The sequence below is a fragment of the Nonlabens agnitus genome (assembly GCF_002994045.1).
Classification (GTDB): domain Bacteria; phylum Bacteroidota; class Bacteroidia; order Flavobacteriales; family Flavobacteriaceae; genus Nonlabens; species Nonlabens agnitus.
Window position 1 is genome coordinate 1,024,573 of the sequence record NZ_MQUC01000003.1, and the last position, 20,134, is coordinate 1,044,706.

The following is a 20,134-nucleotide window of genomic DNA, read 5'->3' on the forward strand; positions in this document are numbered from 1 at the left end:
AATATATGGAAGGCACGAAAGCGAAGTTAATTTAAACAGCGATTCTACCGCGATATGGTTTAGAAACGCACTTAATATTATTGATAACCAGCAGCTTGTAAATTGAATAATCTGGAATACGTCTGTGGATTGTTCATGAGTTCTTCATGCGTCCCAATTTCTTCAATCTTACCATTTTTCAATACCAGAATGCGATCTGCCATGCGTACGGTAGAGAAACGGTGCGAGATGATGATGCTGGTTTTACCTTTAGTAAGCCCTATAAATCGCTCAAACACATCAAATTCTGCTTGCGCATCCAGTGCGCTGGTTGGTTCGTCCAGCACCATGATGTCGGCATTTTTCATGTAGGCTCTCGCGAGTGCCACTTTTTGCCACTGTCCACCACTTAGTTCCTGACCTTTGGCAAAACGACGTCCCAGTTGCTGGTCAATGCCGTCTGTCATCTCTGCAATGACCTGACTGGCGAGGCTACGCTCTGCTGCATCTGTAATCAAGGAATCATTGTCAATTTGGGCAATGTCTCCTACGGCTATGTTTTCGCGTAAGCGAAATTCATACTTGAAAAAATCCTGAAATATCACTCCAAATCTTGCCCGGTATTCTTCTTTAGAAAATTTATTGATGTTGATACCGTCAAGTAAAATTTCACCACTGGTAGGCTCGTAAAATCTTAAAATCAGCTTGATGAGTGTGGTTTTGCCAGCACCATTCTCGCCTACAAAGGCAATTTTCTCGCCAGCCTTGATATGGAAACTGACACCTTTAAGCACTGGTGTGTCACTGCCTGGATAATAAAATTGAACATTTCTCAACTCAAATCCTTCGTTAATGACTTCTGGTAGCGGTATAGGATTGACCGTATGTTGCTCTAGAGGTATATCGAGAAAGTCAAAATAATCCATTAAGTACAAAGCACTTTCTGAAATGCGCGTGAATCTTGAAAAAAATTGCTGCAAGTTGTTGCGCAATCTATTGAATGATCCAGATAAGAAGGTTAATTCACCAATCGTTAGAACGCCAGCGATGACCTCAATAATGATAAAGACATAAGCACCATAATAGGACAAGGTTCCCAGTATATTAAAAAGGGAGCCGTAGATACTTTGCTTGATCGATAGGTTCTTATTGATATGGTAGTACTTGTTGGACAAGTTTTTAAATCGCAGCGCGATATAATCGGTTAGTCCAAAAAGTTTCACCTCTTTGGCCGTGGTATTGTTCGCACCTACAAATCTTAAGTAATCCAACTCGCGACGTTCTGCGGTCCAGCTGCGTGCGAGAGAATAGCGGTGCGAACTGTATTTTGCCTCATTGATAAATGATGGTATGATACTTAGGATCAAAAGCACAATAAGCCAAGGTTCAAAATAAATAAGTGCAGCAATTAATGAAACAATGGAAATGAGCGCCTGTACCTGTCCCAGCGCGTCACTCATCAAGTTTACACGACCATTGGTTTGCTGTCTGGCACGTTCCAGTTTGTCATAGAATTCTGGATCTTCCAATTGTTCCAGCGTGAGCTCATTCGTCTTGCGTAAGATTTTTTCTGAGGAAGCGTTGGAGTAGAGGTCACCTATCAAACCATCAGTAAGTGTGACGAGTCTGTTGAGTAATTCTGTCAGAATCACGACACCTAGTTCGATACCTACAAAAGTCCAAAGCCTCGTCAGGTCTTGTTCTTCCAGCGCAATTTGGGTAATGATTTCATCAATAATTATTTTCCCTATCCACAAAGTGATCACTGGTGACAGCGCAGCAAGCAGCCTGCCTATGGAATTGACCGTAAAAAGTTTGGGACTCACGCGCCAGATTTCGCCAAAAAATCGCGGGATTGCAGACAAAGAATCAAGAGAGAAAACAGAGGTTTTCTGTTTATCTGTAATGGATTGTAATTTAGGTCTAGCCATGTCTGCAAAGATACTTTACAAACCTTGGCTGGTTAAGATCGTTGTCAATTTTTACCGTCGGCACTATGCAAGATTTTCTTTGTAAGATGTAAAAACTTTGATGATAGTGATGTTTGAATGTAGTTCGCTTTCGCGAAAGCGAATTCATTAAAAACCTCTACTGCACTCGTGTGTTTTGAGTCACTTTCCAAAAGCTTAAAGAGGCAATTGCGCCAATGATCATAAATACACCGCACATGATAAAAACGTACTGATGGCCTAACTCACCAGGCCATCCATCCAAAAAATAACCTATCAAAGGGCCCATAAATATGTCTGGTGTATAACCCACCAAGGAGATCAATCCTATCGCGGTGCCCGTCATAATAAGCGGTATGTGACCTTCCTGCAATGCTGCATAGTATAGCGTGCGGAAGGCGTAAACGCCAGTGGCAGTGACGAGAATGGAAATGATAAACAAGGTTTCCAAACCTTCTTCGATGATGCCGCTGGCAAAAAGCGCGCAACCTAGTAAGGAAAGGAGAAACCCGATGATCATCATGAGTGAGGTTTTGGTCTTGTCTGCCAGTAAACCGACGCCAACGCCTACAAATGGTCGGATGTAAAGGAGATAGGTCCCAACTTTAGCCGATTCTACCTCGTCATACTTGAGAACATCGTTAGCATAAAGTGAGAAAACATCTGTGATTTTGTAACCTACATAGGCGCAAAGGATTATGACCATTAATAACCATACCGCTTTGATTTTGATGACGGTTTTGAAGTTGGTAATCAATTCCTTCCATTGGGTGACCTGTACTTCTTCCGCACGAGTGGTTGATTTTAAAAATATTGCTACCAGAATTCCTACTGCGGCAATTACGGCAGAGAATGTAAGTACCACGTATTGAAAAGAATCTGCTTGATTTTCAACCGAAGTGGCTACCCGATCAACTACAAAAAAGGTAAACACAAAGATTCCCAAGGATCCAAATCCAGCAGCGACCAGTCCACGACCACCGTCCAACAACCCGAAGGCCAGCCCTTGCCGGTTTTTACCACCAGTAACACGGGTTGCTTTGAGCATTGCGGCCCAAAACAAGAATATGGTAGTGAAACCCCAATAGCCATAAAGCAGTTGCAAGGTCCAGAAATCAGGAATGGTAGCGAGTACCAAGCCACCAGCAGCCGTAAGCATCAATGCTACACTAATGAGGTACTTAGGTTGATATTTATCGGCTATGGAACCTCCAAATAAGTAAGAAAAGAAAGCGACAACGCCATAGGTAGAAAACAGCGCGCCCAGTTCCACATTAGATAATTGAAAGACTTCCAGCACCGTAGGCCGAAATATTCTGGGCAGTACAAAAGGCAAAATGAAAACCGCTTCACCCGCTAGGATGAGCAGTAGAATGTTGAGCCATTTTGCGGTCTTGGAAAAAATAGGTTGGTTATTTAGTCGATCTGGTACAAGATCAGCAAAAAATAATTGATGAGCCTAGAATAGATAGGTTTTACCCACCAACTCTTTTGACTTTAAAGCCTTTCTCCTTAAGAATATCCATGATGCGATCACGGTAATCACCCTGAATAATGATAGTATCGTTTTTGAAACTGCCGCCGACTCCTAAAGTGGTTTTGATGTCTTTGGCGAGTATTTTAAAATCCTCAGTCGCACCAGTATATCCTGTAATAATCGTATTGACTTTTCCTTTGCGCTTTTCAAAACGACATTCTAAAGGTTCGTCTTGCAACCAGATGTCGCTTTGCTCTTCTTGCGGTTCTTCTGGCACTTCGTGCTCTGGGAATAGATTTTTAAGTTGGTCTTTTAGGTCCATAGTGGTAAATTATCTTGCGGTAGGATCTGTTTCTTCGTGTTTATCGATATCAAATATAGATTCTTCACGATTATATAGAATACTGACCCCTTTTTGCAATAGTAAATTATTGGGATAGGTGATGAGCTCGCCTTCTGCGGTTCTCAAAATAGTGTAAAATCCTTTGATGTCTTCTATCACTGCTGTTACTGGTAAATCTTTATCATGAATACGCACTCGATCACCAATTTTATAGGGAAAGGTGAAGTAGAGTATAAAGCTAGCCGTGACATTGCTTAAGATGCTCCAGTTCGCAAATAAAGCGACACCTACTACAGCAAAGGTAGATCCTAATGCCACCCAAAAGCCATCTCTCTTTAAACCCCAAACTAGAATGATGGAGATCATTGCCATGGTCCAGATGACATAGCCTACATAGCGATTGAGATACTGTTTGCGCAATTTGGAGCGTTCTACTTTTTTACTGAGTTTACCAGCACTCCAGATGATACTTCTATGAATGGAAAAGGCTACAATGAGAATGATGAGCGTCGCAATGACCTCTGGCTGTAATAAATATGCTTTCATAAACCTAGACTATCTCTTAACACAGAGTATTGATTACTATTTTGATTCCAGTAAGGCGTTCTTATGGTTTTTTTCAACGTCGCAGTTGTTGTAGCGATGTTTCCGCGATCTGGATATTCTTCACTCCATGAAAGAATTTGAAAAGGACTCGAGTTCTCAAGAGTGTACGACACCTTTCTTCCATTGTCATAATTAACCGAATAGATGTACTGATCATCTTGTTTTTCTAAAATTGCTTTTGCATTAAGGACTTCCGTGGGATTGTGGGTAAGCCGTAAATATTCTGTTGAAGGAATGATTTTAATGTCACCCGTAGGCATCAACTCAGGATCTATACGCAACTGACTGGGAATTTGATTTTCCAGCATGGCATTATCGATCGCAAATTCTTTGTTGCTTTCACTTTGAAAATAACTATAGAGAACACCTTCATATTGATCGTTCCTATTATTAAGTTGCATGTAGGTATGACCACACCATTCTTGAATCGATGTGGCTACTTTAATTGCGTTTGCTTCTAGATCCAATGGTAAGAACGTACTGCTCATGATTTTATAAGGATATATTCCCGTATTAAAATCTCTAGTAGCATTAAGCTTTAAAACAGATCTGTTGGATTCTTGTTCTTGATCGGCTTTTACTTGATCGTCAGGATCAAAAGGTTCTGTAACAAATATGAGTACCGCGTGACCGTCTCTTATCTCGCCATAACGACTTTGCTTGAGTTCATAATTACTAATCTCTGCCACACCTGCATACCAGTAATCTTTAAACTCGGGACTCAAATTTCTGATGGGAGCTTCATTTACCTGTGCCGCTGATTGCTCATTAATAGCTGCCGGTGATTTTGTATTAGAGTTAGGTGCATTACAAGAAACAAGAAGTAGTAGAGATAAAAAAAATGGAATGGTCTTCATAACTCAAATTTGAGGCAAAGATAGGAATACTCAATGGCGCCGCTATTTTATCATTAATAGGCTTGTTTGAATTTAATGGTTTTTAACGATTGCTAGTTAAACATAGTTAATCTTTGAAATGTGATCGTGCAACCCATTTAATTTCGTCGCAAAATCAAAACCAATGAAGAAATATATCCTTTTAAGTGTCATAGCAGCACTTCTATTAGTAGGTTGTGGTGGTACACAAAATGCGATCAAACAAACCGAAAGAATTGTACGTGGGAACTGGGTCATTGACTCTGTCACTTATTCTGGTAATGGCCAATTTGAATCTACTTTACTTCAAGATGTAAGCGCTCAATGTTTTGAGGGTAGCCAGTGGTATTTTGTCGCTAACAACAACCGTGGTAGCTATAAAATTGAATCTCCAGAATGTAATACAGGAACCAGAAACTTTATATGGGTGATTCCAGGGTCTGAAGATATTATTGAAGGTGATCTTTTGTTGAAGCCTACGGGTGACAACTATAAAAGCGAGACAGATGCTGGATTTAGATTAAATGTCAACAACCTAACAGAAACTAGCATGACCTGGAGCCAGAGCGTTCTTGTCAACGGTAAGACGGTTAAGGTCAATATGAACTTTAGAAAGCTAGCAGATTAAGCATTATCCCTAATAACAATCACAAATATTAAATTGAATTTATGAAAACTAAAATATTAAGTATAGCGACAGCTTTATTATTGATCGTAAGCTGTCAATCCCTTCAAAACACTAATAAGCAACAACGTGGTACTGCCATAGGTGCTGCTGGTGGTGCAATCCTAGGTGCCATTATAGGTAATAATGTAGGTGACGGTAACAATCAAACTGAAGGAGCTGTCATAGGTGCCGTAGTTGGTGGAGTTGCTGGTAATGTGATAGGACGCAAGATGGATAAACAAGCGCAGGAGATTTCTCAAGAAATCCCTGGAGCGCAAGTAGAGCGTGTAGGTGAAGGTATCGTAGTAACTTTTGATGAAGGTAGTGGTGTACGTTTTGCCACAAATCAAGCAACATTGAACGCATCTTCAAAAGCTACTTTGGATAAATTGGTCAACGTAATGAATGACTATCCAGGTACAGAAATTTTGGTTTCTGGTCATACAGATAGCCAAGGAGAAGCTGCTTATAATATGGATCTTTCAAAGAGAAGAGCTTTTGCAGTTCGTGATTATCTAGTAGCAGATGGTATCGCTTCAAGTCGTATGGCTGTAACTTACTCTGGTGAAACAAATCCTGTTGCTACTAATGATACTGCCGAAGGTCGTGCACAAAACCGTCGTGTAGAGATAGGTATAGTCGCTGGTGAAGAAATGCGCCGCGATGCAGAACAAGAAGTGAAAGGATAAGAAACAGCTTTCATTTTTGAATTACCGCTTTGCTCATCGCAAGGCGGTTTTTTTATGACTTAATTTAGAGGTTGGTCAGCGCATCTGCAATACTTTAGTAGAAGTCATTAATACCAAACCAAATGGAATACACAGCACTAGAAGTCTTTGAGATCATTCTCAAATTAGGAATAGGCCTAAGCATACTAAATGTATGGCTTATCAATAGAAAAAAAGCAACTCCATGGCGAGCAAAAGATGCCAGCAGCATGAAGGAAGAATTTGCCGTTTACGGCCTTTCTAAAAACATGATGATCATCGTTGGTACCTTGAAATGCTTTTTTGCCGTCTTATTGCTCATTTCCATTTTCTATCCTTCAAATGCATTTCCCAGTATAGAATGGATAGGTGCCGCAGGTATTGCGTTGCTTATGGCAGGAGCTATCTCCATGCACTTTAAAGTAGGTGATCCACCTAAAAAGTCATTGCCAGCGGCGATCTTTCTAATACTATCGATACTTATCATCTTTATCTAGATGATCAACCAAAGCTTATAGGCGATAATGCCATTGAGTACCATAAAAATTAATGCGGGTGAGGAATCATAAATGGAATCCTTGATCCGCATTCTTATTATAAACCCTAGGAACATGAGAAGCGACAATCCTGCAGCAGCAATGGCGGCGATCGTCAGGTTGTAGCTGTAAACTAAAAGACCTATGGCGCCAGCAACTTGAAATAAACCAGTGATTTGACGTTGTATGGTTGACAGGCCAAATCTTGTAAACTCCATTTTCATTCGTGGAGTTATCAAACAAGTGACTCCAAAAAATAGAAATGCAATACCGCTAAAGTAAATCAACAAACTGAGTACGGACATAGGTTGCTTTTGAGGGTTATCGCTTTCGCGAAAGCGAAATTCCTGTTAAACTTAAACTAATCCGACATAGTCGCTGCGTTTCCCGTAATCTTTAACGACAACTTAACCGATTGCTCTACCACTGAATGTTACTTTTAAAACTATTGCTAATTATAAAACGAAAAAATGAGTACAAAGATAAAAGCTTACGGCGCACAGGATTCAAAAGCAGATTTGAAAGAGATGACGATTGAACGTCGTGATTTGAATTCCAATGACGTCAAAATAGATATTTTATACTGTGGCGTGTGTCATAGTGACATTCATACTGTGAGAAACGATTGGGGAAATGCAAAATATCCATCAGTTCCAGGACATGAAATTATAGGTAAAGTAGTAGAAGTAGGTTCTGACGTTTCCAACTTTAAAGAAGGTGACCTAGTAGGTGTAGGATGTATGGTAGATTCTTGTTTAAGCTGTAGTGCTTGTGAAGAAGACCTTGAACAGTTTTGTGAAGAAGGAATGGTGGGAACCTATAATGGTAAGGACAAGCATTTAGGCGGTCATACCTATGGTGGTTATTCAACAAGTGTTACCGTGAGAGAACATTTTGTTTTAAAAGTACCTACTAATTTAGATACTAAAGCCGTCGCACCACTTTTATGCGCCGGGATTACCACATTCTCTCCACTAAATCACTGGAAGATCAAGAAAGGTGATAAAGTAGGTGTGGTAGGATTAGGTGGTTTAGGCCACATGGGAATCAAATTTGCCGCCGCTATGGGCGCAGAAACAATCATGATTACCACATCACCAGAAAAAGCAGAAGATGCAAAAAGACTAGGCGCAGATGGTGTATTGATTTCCAAAGATGAAGATGCCATGAAAGAACACCGTGGATCTTTTGACTTTATCTTGAATACAGTTCCTGTAAAGCACGATGTCAATCCTTATCTACAATTACTTAAAAGAGATTCTACCATGGTAATGGTGGGCGCCATTGAACCGCTAGAACCTATGAACGGTGGTAATATCATCATAGGACGTAAGAGCATTGCTGGATCTCTAATAGGTGGTATTAAGGAAACTCAAGAGATGCTTGATTTTTGTGGTGAGAATGACATTGTTTGTGATGTAGAAATGATCAATATGGATGAAATCAACACAGCCTTTGACCGTGTCACAGATGGCGATGTCAAGTATCGTTTTGTGATTGATATGCAATCATTGAAAAACTAATTGTAACAATTTAATTTTTAAAATCGGGTACTGCTCATTATGTGTAGTACCCGATTTTACTATATACCAATGATGAAATATTTTTCTGCTTTTATAGTTTTCGTGGGCTTTTTAAGCAAAGCCCAAGACAACAAGACAAGTGCCTTTAAAGAATATTATCCTATATCTGTGCGACCTGAGTTATCGGTTGGATTGGGAAATAATCCTTATGAACAGATACTTCTGGAAGCCAAGCCAACCGTGTATTATGGCATCTACAACGATTTGCGATCTGCGTTAAATAAGGATACGATTACAAATGGTGATGCTATTTATTTGGCATTTCAGCCAGAGTTTAGAATTTACAATGAAGAATCTAAACCAGTAAAGACACCCAGCTATAAGTTATTAATAGGCTGGCAAAAAATCATCAAAACAGATAATGACAACTTTTTGACTGCGGCCATTGAATCAGGTCATTATAGTAATGGGCAATCTCGCAGCGCTTTTAGTACAGAATTTGAAGACAATTCTGAAGAAAGTAGAGCGCTCTATGATACGTTTACAGATGATACAGATCTTGCTGCATTGCTTAATAGACAGACCGGTAATTTTTCTACCAATCTTACTCGAGTAAGTTTTAATTATAGATTAAATACGTTTGATGCTCAAAACGTCCCAGAGCAAATACATTCCATAACGGCTACTTATCAGTTATACCACAATAAATTCTTGGGGGTAGCAGGTTTTGGAGGTTACAATCCAGAGGATATTGATATTTATGGTAGACACAGGATAGAGTTGGGTTATGAGTATACCGGTTATTTCAAAGACATCAGATATGTGTTGAGCGAGCTGGCGATGTATCATTTCGGTTCGCATCCGTCGAGTGTACCCTTTAGATCAGAATCCAGATTTATGATCTACCCGTTTAGTAACGATTTCGGTTTCATGGCGCAGTTATCTGTAGGTCGTGACGACTACAATTACCGTTTTTTAGATGATTTTACTAGATTTTCGGTAGGTATTACTTGGGATTGGTTCACACCTTTTGTTATTAAACCGACTAAGCAGCAGATGCCTGATCAACCCGAATTAAAACAAGGATAAGTTAGGAGTTCAAATTATGGAACTTAGGTAGAAATATGGTGATGTTGGTTCCTTTGCCCACTTCAGACTGGATGTCAAACGTACCATCTAGATGGTTCAACAGTCTTTTTGCCGTAGCGAGACCTATTCCAGTTCCCTTATTACCGTGTCGATCTTCATTATCTGCGGTATAGAATAGATTGAATACATGGTCAATTTTATCTTCTGGGATACCACGACCATTATCAGATACTGATATGCTGTAATAATCTTCGTGATCAAATAGGTCTAAAGAAACTCTAGTCGTTTTCTTGTCTCCATATTTAATGCTGTTGTTTACAAGGTTGAGCAGTATTTGATGCAACGCGGCTTTACTTGATTTAATGATTGTAGGTTCTGCTGGAGAATAAGAAATTTTAACCGATGGATCTTTGCCCGTCATGGCGATAATGTCCTCTACTAGCTCTTTAAAATTAAAATCGTCCAATTCATCAGATACAAGCTCGTCACTTTGATAGAAATGTAGCATACCATCGATATATCGGCTCAAGTTAAAGCCGGCTTCTTCAAGCAATTTGAGGTACTCCATGGAATCTTTTGAAAACTTGTCTTTATTGTCTGCGGCAAGCAATTGAGAAATCATAGATATATGCGACAGCGGTGTTTTCAAATCATGAGTTACAATACCTGCAAAGTCTTTTAGTTCCTGATTTTTAACTTTAAGTTCCTCTTGTATTCTTTCCAGTTCAAAGTTTTTGAGTCTCTCCTCAAATAATAAGGTAACATGCTTAGCCATGCTTTTAAGAGAATCCATTTGAGTTTTATTCAGTTCTCTAGGCTTGCCGTCAAAAACGCAAAGAGTTCCCAGCTTAAAACCTTCTTTATCAATGAGTGGTACACCGGCATAAAACACCGTATTTTCCTCTTCAATAGAAGGATTGCCTATAAATCGTTCATCTTCACGCGCATCATTGACCACCATAATGTCATCATCGCTTATAATGGTATGTGAACAAAAAGACAGATCTCTAGGAGCTTCTGATAACTCTACTCCATGTTTAGATTTAAAGAAATTTCTATCGTTATCCAATAAAGATATAAGGGCAATAGGTGTATCACAGATAGATGCAATGATTCTTGTGATATCATCATAACTATCTTCTGGTAAGCTATCTAGAATCTGATATTTTTCTAGAGCTTGCTGTCTTAATTTCTCATTCGAAGGTCTTGGAGCAGTCTTCATAAATTGTTTAAATAGAAGCTTTCAATGTTGTGATATAATTTTCAACATATTTAAGCAGCGCAACATACAAAGAATCACCTGAAAACCCTTGAGTGCTAACATTTCCTATGATTTTTTTAAGGAATTAGAATCTTTTAAACGAGATTAAATAAACCCTTCACAAGAAGCAGGATTTTTGTTTTTAACAATTGAGGGAATCTTCCCTAAGCTATCGCTAAACCTAAGCCAATTGGATTTTTATAAACAAGATTATCTGCATTATGAGCTTATATTTCCCAAAAATGCAAGGATTATGAAAATCAGAGTTATACTAATCCTAGGATGGTTAATGCTGGCGGTAGGCTGTATAGAATCTAGGCAAATCAAAGTGCCACAATCCGTAGTGGCCACTTTTGTAAATAAATATCCTACTCAGGAAAATCCCCAATGGATTAAAGATGAAAATGGACTATGGGAAGCGCAGTTTGAAAGCAAAGGAGAAACATTACGAGCAGGTTTCCAGCAAAACGGACTTTGGGTGGAAACGGAATACAGTGTCAACATAGACAACCTTCCAGCCGCTGTGGTAAATGCCGTGAATCAAAACCATGAAACAAAAAAAATAGTAAGCGCAGAATTAGTTCATCATTACAATAAAGGAATATTTTATGATCTTGAGATCCAGACCATAGATTCAACTTTAAAAGTGGAATACAGAAAAAACGGAATGCGTTTATAGAATCAAAAACAAATAAAAAACCACGCTTTAAGCGTGGTTTCTTTTAAACAACACATTCAATAGGTAATACTACAAATAGGGTAGTTCCCTGTTCTTTTGAAGATATAAAGGAAATATTACCGCCATGGAAACCTGCAATCATTTTAGCGATGTAGGTTCCTAGACCGGTACCTCGATCTTTTCCAGATGTTGTGTATTTTTCAAAAAAGGTAGGCTGGATTTCCTCGGGAATCATTCCCATATTGGAAAACGATATCTTGAGCTCGTCATCACATTTAATATCAATGGTAATTTTTCCCTTTTAGGAGAAGCATCTATGGCGTTCCCCAAAAGATTTTGAAACATATGTTCCAGATAAAATTCATCACCCTTAACAAGAATCTCGTCGGTACTGGGTTCCAGCTCTCGACCATCTTGCAACATAAAGATCTCTAGCTCCTTTTGCTCAATGGTTTCCATGTAATCCTTGGTCACATTAGCTAGTGAAGTAACTAGGTCAAATTCAGTAATGGTAGGCTCAAACTCACCACGTTCCATACGTGCAAAATCTCTTGCAGATGATAACAGTAATAAGGTGTCTTTTCCTATACGCTTAATGGTGTCAATCCACTTGCGTTGCTTTTCGTCAACTTTACTTTTAGACAAAATATCAGCGACAGAAACGATGGAGCTCAATCGGTTACGCAAGTCATGTTCTGCCAGTCTGTTAGCGATATCTTGAGTTTCCAGTTTTCTTTCAAGAATAGCGATCGTTGTCTCTAGTCGCCTTACGGTATCTTCAAGTTCTTCAGCCTTTACGACAAGCGTCATTTTACGCTTGTCATTGTCTACAGTTCTTAGAAATGCAGCATTGGCGATGATATCAAACTTCTCGTTATTTTTGTTTTTAACGGTCCACCTACCTTGCAACTCGTATTGTTTTTTCATGAACTCGTCATGATAGCTTACCAGTTTTTCTTGATGCTCCTCTGGCACCACATAGGTAAAGGAATTTCCTATTAACTCATCTTTAGTATAACCGTAAATATCACAGTACGTAGCGTTCACATCAGTGAAAATACCATTAGAATCTGTGACGCAAATCCCTATAGGCATGTGTTGAAAAACATTGAAAGACAGTGCGTTTTGATCCTCAAAGATTCCTTTGATGGACTGTAACTGTCTTTCAGTATTATGGTCACTTTGTTTACTCATATATGTACTTGATAATCAGAATTTATTAACTACAAAGATAGGAACGATCCTACAAATATGATCTTCATGAAAGATTGTAAAATGTGAAAAAAACGTTAAATTGATTAAGTTTCGCTTTCGCGAAAGCGAACTCTTTACACACATCTCAACAGGGATAAATTTTTAGAAATTATGTCCATAAGTTGCAAGATCTTCTAGAAGTATGTAGTTTTAAATTATGTTTCAAAATAGATATACAGGTATCCTTCCCAGAATGCGCCGCAGCTGCTAGTAGTGTTGTGCGCGTTATCTCTTCTTAAAACCTATTATTTTGAATCAAACTTTCGCTTTTTACTTACAAACCTTAGCCATTCCTTTTTGCAGGACATCGTTATGGTACCGTCGTCGCCCGTAAGGGCTAGATCGACATTGGAATCAGGTGAGTCCGTTTCCGCAATTACACAATACCATTTTTACTCATTTTAAACTGCTCGCAATGAATATAGGAATTGCCGACACTTCACATTACAAGTTTGCAGACATTATCTGTGAGACCATTAATAAATCTGCCGTAGAGCGCGACACGGGAATTGCAAAGCGTACTCCAGAATATATCAAAACCAAAATGGACAACGGGAACGCCATTATCGCCACAGATGGCGATAAGTTCGTGGGCTTTTGTTACATAGAACGTTGGGACCACGGCAAATATGTGGCTAACTCTGGGTTGATCGTACATCATGATTATCGTGGTTTAGGTTATGCCAAAAAGATCAAGGAAAAAGTCTTTGAACTTTCCAGAACCAAATTTCCAGATGCCAAAATCTTTGGAATCACCACAGGACTAGCCGTCATGAAAATTAATTATGAATTGGGTTACCAACCAGTTACTTTTTCAGAACTAACAACAGACGAAGCTTTCTGGAGTGGCTGCCAAACCTGCAAAAACTTTGACGTTCTTACCAGAACCAACCGTAAGATGTGCCTGTGTACAGGGATGCTCTATGACCCCAATAAAAAAGTCAAAGAACCAGAAAAGAAAGTGGTTTCCAAAAAGCTGCACGAGCGCTTGCAAAACATTAAAAAATCAATACTCTTTAAAAAAGAAGAGCCAAAAGATCCATCCAAATGAAAAAATTAGTTCTAGCATATAGTGGCGGTCTTGATACTTCATACTGCGCCGTCCATCTATCCAAAGATCTAGGGTATGAGGTACATGCCGTAAGCGTCAATACAGGCGGTTTCACTAAAACCGAAATTGAGCATATTGAAAGCAACGCTTATAAAATGGGCGTCTCCACGTATCAAAACATTGATGCGATCCAGACTTTTTACGAGAAAATCGTGAAGTATCTCATTTTTGGTAATGTCTTAAAGAATAACACCTATCCGTTATCAGTAAGTTCTGAGCGTATTATTCAAGCTTTGGAAATCATCAATTATGCAAACGAGATAGGAGCAACGGCTATCGCTCATGGTAGCACAGGTGCAGGAAATGATCAAGTACGATTTGACATGATCTTTCAAACTTTTGCACCAGATATTGAAATTATCACACCTATCAGAGATAAAAAACTCTCACGTCAGGAAGAGATTGAATACCTAAAGTCCAACGGTATTGACATGAATTGGGAAAAATCCCAATATTCAGTCAACAAAGGATTATGGGGAACCAGCGTTGGTGGTGCAGAAACCTTGACCTCAAGTAAATCCTTACCAGAAAATGCCTATCCATCGCAGTTGGAAGCTAAAGAACCTAAGCAAATAGAATTAGGTTTTACAAATGGTGAGTTGACTTCTATTGATGGAGCCAAAGATGAATCGCACAAACTGATCGAGAAACTGAATGATATAGCATCTGCTTATGCCATAGGTCGTGACATTCATGTAGGTGATACTATCGTTGGGATCAAAGGTCGTGTAGGTTTTGAAGCGGCAGCATCCTTAATCCTTGTCAAGGCACATCATTTATTGGAAAAGCATACGCTTAGCAAATGGCAGTTGCAGCATAAAGAGTACCTATCGAGTTTCTATGGGATGCATTTGCATGAAGGCTTGTACCTCGATCCCGTGATGCGCAATATGGAATCCTTTCTTCAAAGCAGTCAAAAAAGCGTCACGGGAAAAGTCTTCGTTACCTTGAAACCGTATCAGTTCTTATTGGACGGTATTAAATCTCCATTTGATTTGATGAATGCTGGTTTTGGTACGTACGGTGAAGAAAATAAGGCCTGGGCGGCAGACGATGCCAAAGGTTTTATCAAGATCTACAGCAACGCGCAAAAGATTTACCAACACGTAAACAAGGACTCATGATCAAAGCTGGAATTATAGGAGGTAGCGGCTTCACCGCAGGCGAGTTGATCAGAATCCTGCTTAACCATCCTGCGGCAGAAATAGATTTTGTCTTTACCACTTCTAAAGCTGGACAGCCAGTTAGTGATATCCATCAGGACCTATATGGCGTGACCGACCTCAAGTTCACCGATCAAATAAACAAAGACGTTGATGTACTCTTTCTTTGTTTAGGACACGGCAATAGCAGTAGATTTTTAGAAGAGCATCCTTTTGCAGACCACACTAAAATCATTGATTTAAGCAATGATTTCAGGCTCCATGCAGATGCGCATTTTCAAGGCAAACAATTCATTTACGGCTTACCAGAATTGAATCGGGAACAGATTGAAAAGGCAGATCATATAGCAAATCCTGGCTGCTTTGCCACAGCGATTCAGCAGGCCATATTACCATTGGCCGCTCAAGGAATGATTCATTCTGATATTCACGTGAATGCGGTGACTGGAGCAACCGGTGCTGGTGCGAGCCTTTCAGATACGACCAGTTTTGTATGGCGTGATAACAATTTTAGTCACTACAAAGCTTTTAACCATCAACATCTAGGTGAGATCAATCAATCCATAGCTCAATTACAGCACGGCTTTGATAAAGCCGTTCACTTTATTCCCAATCGTGGTAATTTCTCAAGAGGAATATTCGCAACGGTTTATACTCACTTTGAAGGTGATTTGAGTAAGGCGCAATCTATTTACCGCAATTTTTATAAGCACGCAGCCTTTACACACATCAGTGAGCGGCCTATTCATATGAAACAGGTGGTGAATACCAACAACTGTTTGATTCATTTAGAGAAGCACGGTGATCAATTACTCATCACCAGCACGATTGACAATTTATTAAAAGGTGCCTCTGGACAAGCGGTACATAACATGAACTTGATTTATGGACTTGAAGAAACCTTGGGTCTTGAATTTAAAGCCAGCTATTTCTAATGGGATTATTTAATGTTTATCAGCTGTTTGATATCACGCCGGTACGAGCGCAGGATGTTTTTATTTACGACGAGAACGATGTGGAATACCTGGATTTATACGGCGGCCACGCTGTAATTTCAGTAGGACATTCACATCCAGAATATGTTGCTCGTCTTTCAGACCAACTTAGTAAAATTGCTTTTTACAGTAATTCGATCCAGAATCCGTTGCAGGAAGAAATGGCCGAAAAACTCGCAAAACTTTCAGGCTGTGCTGATTATGATCTGTTTTTGTGTAATTCTGGCGCTGAGGCTAATGAGAACGCACTTAAAGTAGCCTCGTTTGCTACGGGAAAGCACAAGATTATTGCTTTTAAAAACAGTTTTCATGGCCGCACATCGGCTGCCGTTGCTGCGACGGATAATCCTAAGATCGTCGCGCCGCTCAATGCCCAGCAGGAAGTTATCTTTTGTGAGTTGGGTGATGTGGCTGCGGTACAGAAAGCCTTGGAAACCGGCGACGTCTGTGCGATCATTGTTGAGACCATTCAAGGTGTTGGTGGACTTGATGAAGCTGACACGAGCTTTTTTCATGAAATATATTCGCTTTCGCGAAAGCATCATTGCCTCATCATCGCAGATGAAGTTCAATCTGGATTTGGTAGGACCGGAGATTTCTTTGCCTTTCAAAAGCACGACTGGACGCCAGACTTGATACCGATTGCCAAAGGTATGGGCAATGGTTTTCCGGTAGGTGGCGTGTTGATCCATCATGACATCAAAGCTAGTTTTGGGATGTTGGGAACGACCTTTGGCGGGAATCATCTCGCTTGCGCCGCGGTCAATGCGGTACTGGATATCATTGAGACAGAGCAATTGATGCAGGCCGCTACGGATATGTCTGCCTATTTTCTGGATCAGATAAAGGATATTCCTGAGATCAAAAGGGTCAAAGGACGTGGATTGATGCTGGGATTAGAGTTTGATTTCCCTATTGCAGATTTGCGTAAAGACCTGATCCTTAACCATCATATTTTTACCGGAAATTCCAAAAACCCCAATCTGATAAGGATCTTACCATCCTTAACGGTTCAAAAATCACACATAGACACTTTTGTAGACGCGCTTAAGACCGCTTTGAAAACAGCAGTTCAATGAAACATTATAGCAATTTAGAGAGCCTAGAGAACTTTGAAGCTACGGTAGATCTGGCTTTAGAGCTTAAGAAAAATCCGTTTGTGTTTGAGGAATTAGGAAAACGAAAAACCATCGCATTGGTATTTTTCAACAACAGTTTGAGAACCCGACTGAGTACTGAGAAGGCGGCACGCAACCTAGGTATGGATGTGATGGTTTTGAACGTTTCTGACTCTTGGAATTTGGAATTTGGTGACGGTACCGTCATGAACCTAGACACTGCAGAACATATCAAGGAAGCGACCCAAGTCATCGCACAGTATGCTGATATTATTGCCGTTCGTGCCTTCGCAGGCTTGAAAGACAAAGTAGCAGATGCTACTGAGAAAGTCTTGAATGCTTTTATCAAATATGCTGGAGTACCTATTGTGAACATGGAAAGTGCCTTGTCGCATCCCTTACAAGGATTGACGGACGCTGTAACGATCAAAGAAACAGTCACAAAGAAACGTCCCAAAGTCGTGCTGTCTTGGGCGCCACATCCACGTGCGTTGCCGCACGCCGTGGCCAACAGTTTTGTGAAATCCATGAAGCTGTGTGATGTAGAGTTTGTGATTACAAACCCAGTAGGTTATGACCTCGATCCTAAAATCACTAAAGGAATTACCATCAATCACAATCAGCAGGAAGCGCTCAAGGATGCCGATGTGGTTTATGTGAAGAACTGGAGCAGTTTTGATGACTATGGCCAAGTCACCAATACAGATAGCCATTGGATGATGACCAAAGAAAAATTAGGCCACGCGATATTCATGCACTGTTTGCCGGTACGACGCAATGTTGTGGTAGAAGATGCGGTACTGGACAGTGATCAATCGGTAGTGATCCAGCAAGCTCGAAACCGCACTTATGCGGCGCAAGCTGTTTTGAAGACACTTTTAGAAAACATAACGTAATTGATTAGGTAAATAAAGGCAAGGTATTAAAAATGAATACACTAAAAGTCATAAAAATAGGAGGTAAGCTGATTGATGACCCAACGGCTATTGGTTCATTTTTGGAGGATTTTGCAGCGATCAAAGAGCCCAAGATCTTGATTCATGGTGGTGGTAATTTGGCAAGTTCGATGGCTCGGGATTTGGATGTTCCAGTGCAGCAAATTGACGGTCGCCGCATTACAGACGATGCCACTTTGGACATCATTACCATGGCTTATGCCGGTAAAATCAACAAGAATCTGGTGGCGCGATTACAAGGTCTAGGTTGCAATGCCTTGGGCTTGACCGGCGCTGATGGCAATAGCATTGTATCAAAAATACGGGACAAAAAACCAATTGATTTTGGTCATGTGGGCGATCCCAAATCGGTGAACGTAGATTTTATACAGCTGTTGTTGGACCATGGCATCACGCCCGTTTTTTGCGCGATCACGCACGATGGTGCTGGTCAATTACTCAATACCAATGCAGATACCGTTGCGGCTGATGTTTGTTCCGCTTTCGCGAAAGCGTACACCACACAGCTTTATTACTGCTTTGAAAAACAAGGTGTTTTAAGGGATATTAATGATCCCAGCAGTTTGATACAGGACATTGACCAAAAGGAATACGAGCATTTAAAACTAGAAAAGGTCATCGCAGACGGCATGTTGCCCAAGATGCAGAACAGTTTTAGAGCCCTTCAAAATGGGGTTTCCAGCGTTCATATAGGACTGGCATCGATGATTACAAGTACAGATAACAACCACACAACTCTAATCCTATGAGCTCATTGACTACAGATGCGATTGAATTACTCAAGCAATTGATACAGACTCCATCATTCTCTAGTGAGGAAGATCAAACGGCTCGCCATATTTCCAACTGGCTTGAGGCTCATGGTGTAGAGGTCAAGCAAACGGATTATAACGTTTGGGCGATCAATAAGTATTTTGACAAGAGCAAACCCACGATATTGCTCAACTCGCATCACGATACGGTCAAGCCCAATAAGGCATACACGAGAGATCCTTTTACCGCGACCATAGAAGATGATAAATTGTATGGTTTGGGCAGCAATGATGCTGGCGGTTGTTTGGTGAGTTTGTTGGCGACTTTTGTTCATTTTTACGACAAAAAAGACTTGAAGTACAACTTAGTCATCGTCGCCAGCGCCGAAGAAGAGAGCAGTGGTAATAAGGGTTTGGTGAGTATGATTCCGGTAATTCCGCATATTGATGTAGCAATAGTAGGCGAACCTACCCAAATGCACCTGGCAGTAGCTGAGAAAGGTTTGGTGGTTTTTGACGCCATCGTCAAGGGAACTGCAAGTCATGCGGCGCATCCCAATAATGACAACGCAATATATAACTGTATCAAGGTGTTGGAGTGGTTCAAGAATTACAAGTTTGAGAAAGGCAGCAAGGCTTTGGGCGATGTCAAGATGACTGTTACACAAATCAAGGCCGGACAGCAACACAACGCCGTTCCATCCCAAGTGGATCTTGTTATAGATGTTAGAGTCAACGATGCCTATAGCAATAAGGAAATAGCCGACTTGCTTCAAAAGGAATCGCCTTGCGACAGCATCAAGCCTCGCGGGTTGAAACTAAATTCTTCCAGCATTCCTATGGATCACGATATTGTAAAGGCAGGACTTGCGATAGGTAGGGAAACCTATGGATCGCCTACCTTATCAGATCAAGCTGTTTTGACCTGTCCATCTGTAAAATTGGGTCCAGGTTTAAGCCAACGATCACACACAGCAGATGAATTTATTTACGTTTCTGAAATCGTCGAAGGTATTGAGATATACAAGCAGATCTTAGAGAAGATATTGTAAGGTGGAATTGGGAATTGGGAATTAGGGATTAGGAGAATAGGC

Annotated in this window: 22 protein-coding genes; 13 read left to right on the plus strand and 9 right to left on the minus strand. The window is 40.3% G+C overall.

Translation table 11 applies throughout. The annotated features are described in order from the left end of the window. Nucleotides 1-77: 77 nt before the first annotated feature. The 5 genes from BST86_RS04700 to BST86_RS04720 form a co-directional block, all read right to left on the minus strand. Nucleotides 78-1,910 (minus strand): ABC transporter ATP-binding protein, encoded by a 1,833-nt coding sequence (locus BST86_RS04700; protein WP_105982263.1) that lies wholly within the window; start codon nucleotides 1,908-1,910, stop codon nucleotides 78-80. A gap of 157 nt (nucleotides 1,911-2,067) precedes the next feature. Next, the gene (locus BST86_RS04705; RefSeq protein WP_105982264.1) at nucleotides 2,068-3,264 is read right to left on the minus strand and encodes an MFS transporter; all 1,197 of its coding nucleotides are present in this window, start codon (nucleotides 3,262-3,264) and stop codon (nucleotides 2,068-2,070) included. Between the two features lie 139 nt (nucleotides 3,265-3,403). Continuing rightward, nucleotides 3,404-3,727: a translation initiation factor gene (locus BST86_RS04710; RefSeq protein ID WP_105982265.1), complete on the minus strand. Its 324-nt coding sequence runs from the start codon at nucleotides 3,725-3,727 to the stop codon at nucleotides 3,404-3,406. A gap of 9 nt (nucleotides 3,728-3,736) precedes the next feature. Beyond that, nucleotides 3,737-4,294, minus strand: a complete 558-nt coding sequence (locus BST86_RS04715; protein ID WP_105982266.1) for a mechanosensitive ion channel family protein — start codon at nucleotides 4,292-4,294, stop codon at nucleotides 3,737-3,739. Further along, nucleotides 4,291-5,211 (minus strand): septum formation inhibitor Maf, encoded by a 921-nt coding sequence (locus tag BST86_RS04720; RefSeq protein ID WP_105982267.1) that lies wholly within the window; start codon nucleotides 5,209-5,211, stop codon nucleotides 4,291-4,293. The genes BST86_RS04715 and BST86_RS04720 overlap by 4 nt, the downstream gene beginning before the upstream one ends. A 163-nt stretch (nucleotides 5,212-5,374) precedes the next feature. Here BST86_RS04720 and BST86_RS04725 point away from each other — a divergent pair, with 163 nt between their 5' ends. The 3 genes from BST86_RS04725 to BST86_RS04735 all read left to right on the plus strand — a co-directional run bounded on the left by BST86_RS04725 (nucleotide 5,375) and on the right by BST86_RS04735 (nucleotide 7,100). Further along, a complete protein-coding gene (locus BST86_RS04725; protein WP_105982268.1) occupies nucleotides 5,375-5,857 on the plus strand; it encodes a lipocalin family protein in 483 nt (160 codons plus the stop codon). 41 nt (nucleotides 5,858-5,898) lie between these two features. Then, nucleotides 5,899-6,585, plus strand: a complete 687-nt coding sequence (locus BST86_RS04730; protein WP_105982269.1) for a YiaD family glycine zipper/OmpA-like lipoprotein — start codon at nucleotides 5,899-5,901, stop codon at nucleotides 6,583-6,585. A gap of 122 nt (nucleotides 6,586-6,707) precedes the next feature. Continuing rightward, nucleotides 6,708-7,100: a DoxX family protein gene (locus BST86_RS04735; protein WP_055412722.1), complete on the plus strand. Its 393-nt coding sequence runs from the start codon at nucleotides 6,708-6,710 to the stop codon at nucleotides 7,098-7,100. Here BST86_RS04735 and BST86_RS04740 read toward each other — a convergent pair. Beyond that, entirely contained in the window at nucleotides 7,097-7,444 is a 348-nt protein-coding gene (locus BST86_RS04740; RefSeq protein WP_105982270.1) for a DoxX family protein, read from the minus strand. The two genes, BST86_RS04735 and BST86_RS04740, sit on opposite strands and share 4 nt — an antisense overlap. A 165-nt stretch (nucleotides 7,445-7,609) precedes the next feature. Between BST86_RS04740 and BST86_RS04745 the strand changes: the two genes are divergently transcribed. Continuing rightward, nucleotides 7,610-8,662 carry an NAD(P)-dependent alcohol dehydrogenase gene (locus BST86_RS04745; protein WP_105982271.1) on the plus strand — a complete coding sequence of 351 codons (1,053 nt, stop codon included), beginning with the start codon at nucleotides 7,610-7,612 and terminating at the stop codon, nucleotides 8,660-8,662. 69 nt (nucleotides 8,663-8,731) lie between these two features. Further along, a complete protein-coding gene (locus tag BST86_RS04750; RefSeq protein ID WP_105982272.1) occupies nucleotides 8,732-9,751 on the plus strand; it encodes a hypothetical protein in 1,020 nt (339 codons plus the stop codon). 1 nt (nucleotide 9,752) lies between these two features. On the opposite strand, the gene BST86_RS04755 is transcribed toward BST86_RS04750, so the two are convergent. After that, nucleotides 9,753-10,973, minus strand: coding sequence for a GAF domain-containing sensor histidine kinase (locus BST86_RS04755; RefSeq protein WP_105982273.1), 1,221 nt, complete (start codon nucleotides 10,971-10,973; stop codon nucleotides 9,753-9,755). 292 nt (nucleotides 10,974-11,265) lie between these two features. On the opposite strand from BST86_RS04755, the gene BST86_RS04760 reads away from it, so the two are divergent. After that, nucleotides 11,266-11,691, plus strand: a complete 426-nt coding sequence (locus tag BST86_RS04760) for a PepSY-like domain-containing protein (RefSeq protein ID WP_146126710.1) — start codon at nucleotides 11,266-11,268, stop codon at nucleotides 11,689-11,691. A 43-nt stretch (nucleotides 11,692-11,734) separates the two neighbouring features. Here the strand turns inward: BST86_RS04760 and BST86_RS15020 are convergent, their stop codons facing one another. Both BST86_RS15020 and BST86_RS04765 read right to left on the minus strand, forming a co-directional pair. Further along, a complete protein-coding gene (locus BST86_RS15020) occupies nucleotides 11,735-11,932 on the minus strand; it encodes an ATP-binding protein (protein ID WP_242446460.1) in 198 nt (65 codons plus the stop codon). Continuing rightward, nucleotides 11,923-12,885: a PAS domain-containing sensor histidine kinase gene (locus tag BST86_RS04765; protein ID WP_242446461.1), complete on the minus strand. Its 963-nt coding sequence runs from the start codon at nucleotides 12,883-12,885 to the stop codon at nucleotides 11,923-11,925. Before BST86_RS04765 ends, BST86_RS15020 begins: the two co-directional genes overlap by 10 nt. A gap of 475 nt (nucleotides 12,886-13,360) precedes the next feature. Between BST86_RS04765 and BST86_RS04770 the strand changes: the two genes are divergently transcribed. From BST86_RS04770 to BST86_RS04800, 7 genes are read left to right on the plus strand one after another with little or no spacing between them, the layout of a single operon-like run. Continuing rightward, on the plus strand, nucleotides 13,361-13,996 hold the full coding sequence (locus tag BST86_RS04770) for a GNAT family N-acetyltransferase (RefSeq protein ID WP_105982275.1): 636 nt from the start codon (nucleotides 13,361-13,363) through the stop codon (nucleotides 13,994-13,996). After that, on the plus strand, nucleotides 13,993-15,180 hold the full coding sequence (locus tag BST86_RS04775) for an argininosuccinate synthase (protein ID WP_105982276.1): 1,188 nt from the start codon (nucleotides 13,993-13,995) through the stop codon (nucleotides 15,178-15,180). Before BST86_RS04770 ends, BST86_RS04775 begins: the two co-directional genes overlap by 4 nt. Beyond that, nucleotides 15,177-16,154 (plus strand): N-acetyl-gamma-glutamyl-phosphate reductase, encoded by a 978-nt coding sequence (argC, locus tag BST86_RS04780; protein WP_105982277.1) that lies wholly within the window; start codon nucleotides 15,177-15,179, stop codon nucleotides 16,152-16,154. The genes BST86_RS04775 and argC overlap by 4 nt, the downstream gene beginning before the upstream one ends. Continuing rightward, nucleotides 16,154-17,293 (plus strand): aspartate aminotransferase family protein, encoded by a 1,140-nt coding sequence (locus tag BST86_RS04785; protein ID WP_105982278.1) that lies wholly within the window; start codon nucleotides 16,154-16,156, stop codon nucleotides 17,291-17,293. The genes argC and BST86_RS04785 overlap by 1 nt, the downstream gene beginning before the upstream one ends. Then, the gene (locus BST86_RS04790) at nucleotides 17,290-18,228 is read left to right on the plus strand and encodes an N-acetylornithine carbamoyltransferase (RefSeq protein WP_105982279.1); all 939 of its coding nucleotides are present in this window, start codon (nucleotides 17,290-17,292) and stop codon (nucleotides 18,226-18,228) included. Before BST86_RS04785 ends, BST86_RS04790 begins: the two co-directional genes overlap by 4 nt. 32 nt (nucleotides 18,229-18,260) lie before the next feature. Then, on the plus strand, nucleotides 18,261-19,037 hold the full coding sequence (gene argB, locus BST86_RS04795) for an acetylglutamate kinase (protein ID WP_105982280.1): 777 nt from the start codon (nucleotides 18,261-18,263) through the stop codon (nucleotides 19,035-19,037). Beyond that, a complete protein-coding gene (locus BST86_RS04800; RefSeq protein WP_105982281.1) occupies nucleotides 19,034-20,092 on the plus strand; it encodes a M20 family metallo-hydrolase in 1,059 nt (352 codons plus the stop codon). Before argB ends, BST86_RS04800 begins: the two co-directional genes overlap by 4 nt. The last annotated feature ends 42 nt before the right edge of the window (nucleotides 20,093-20,134 follow it).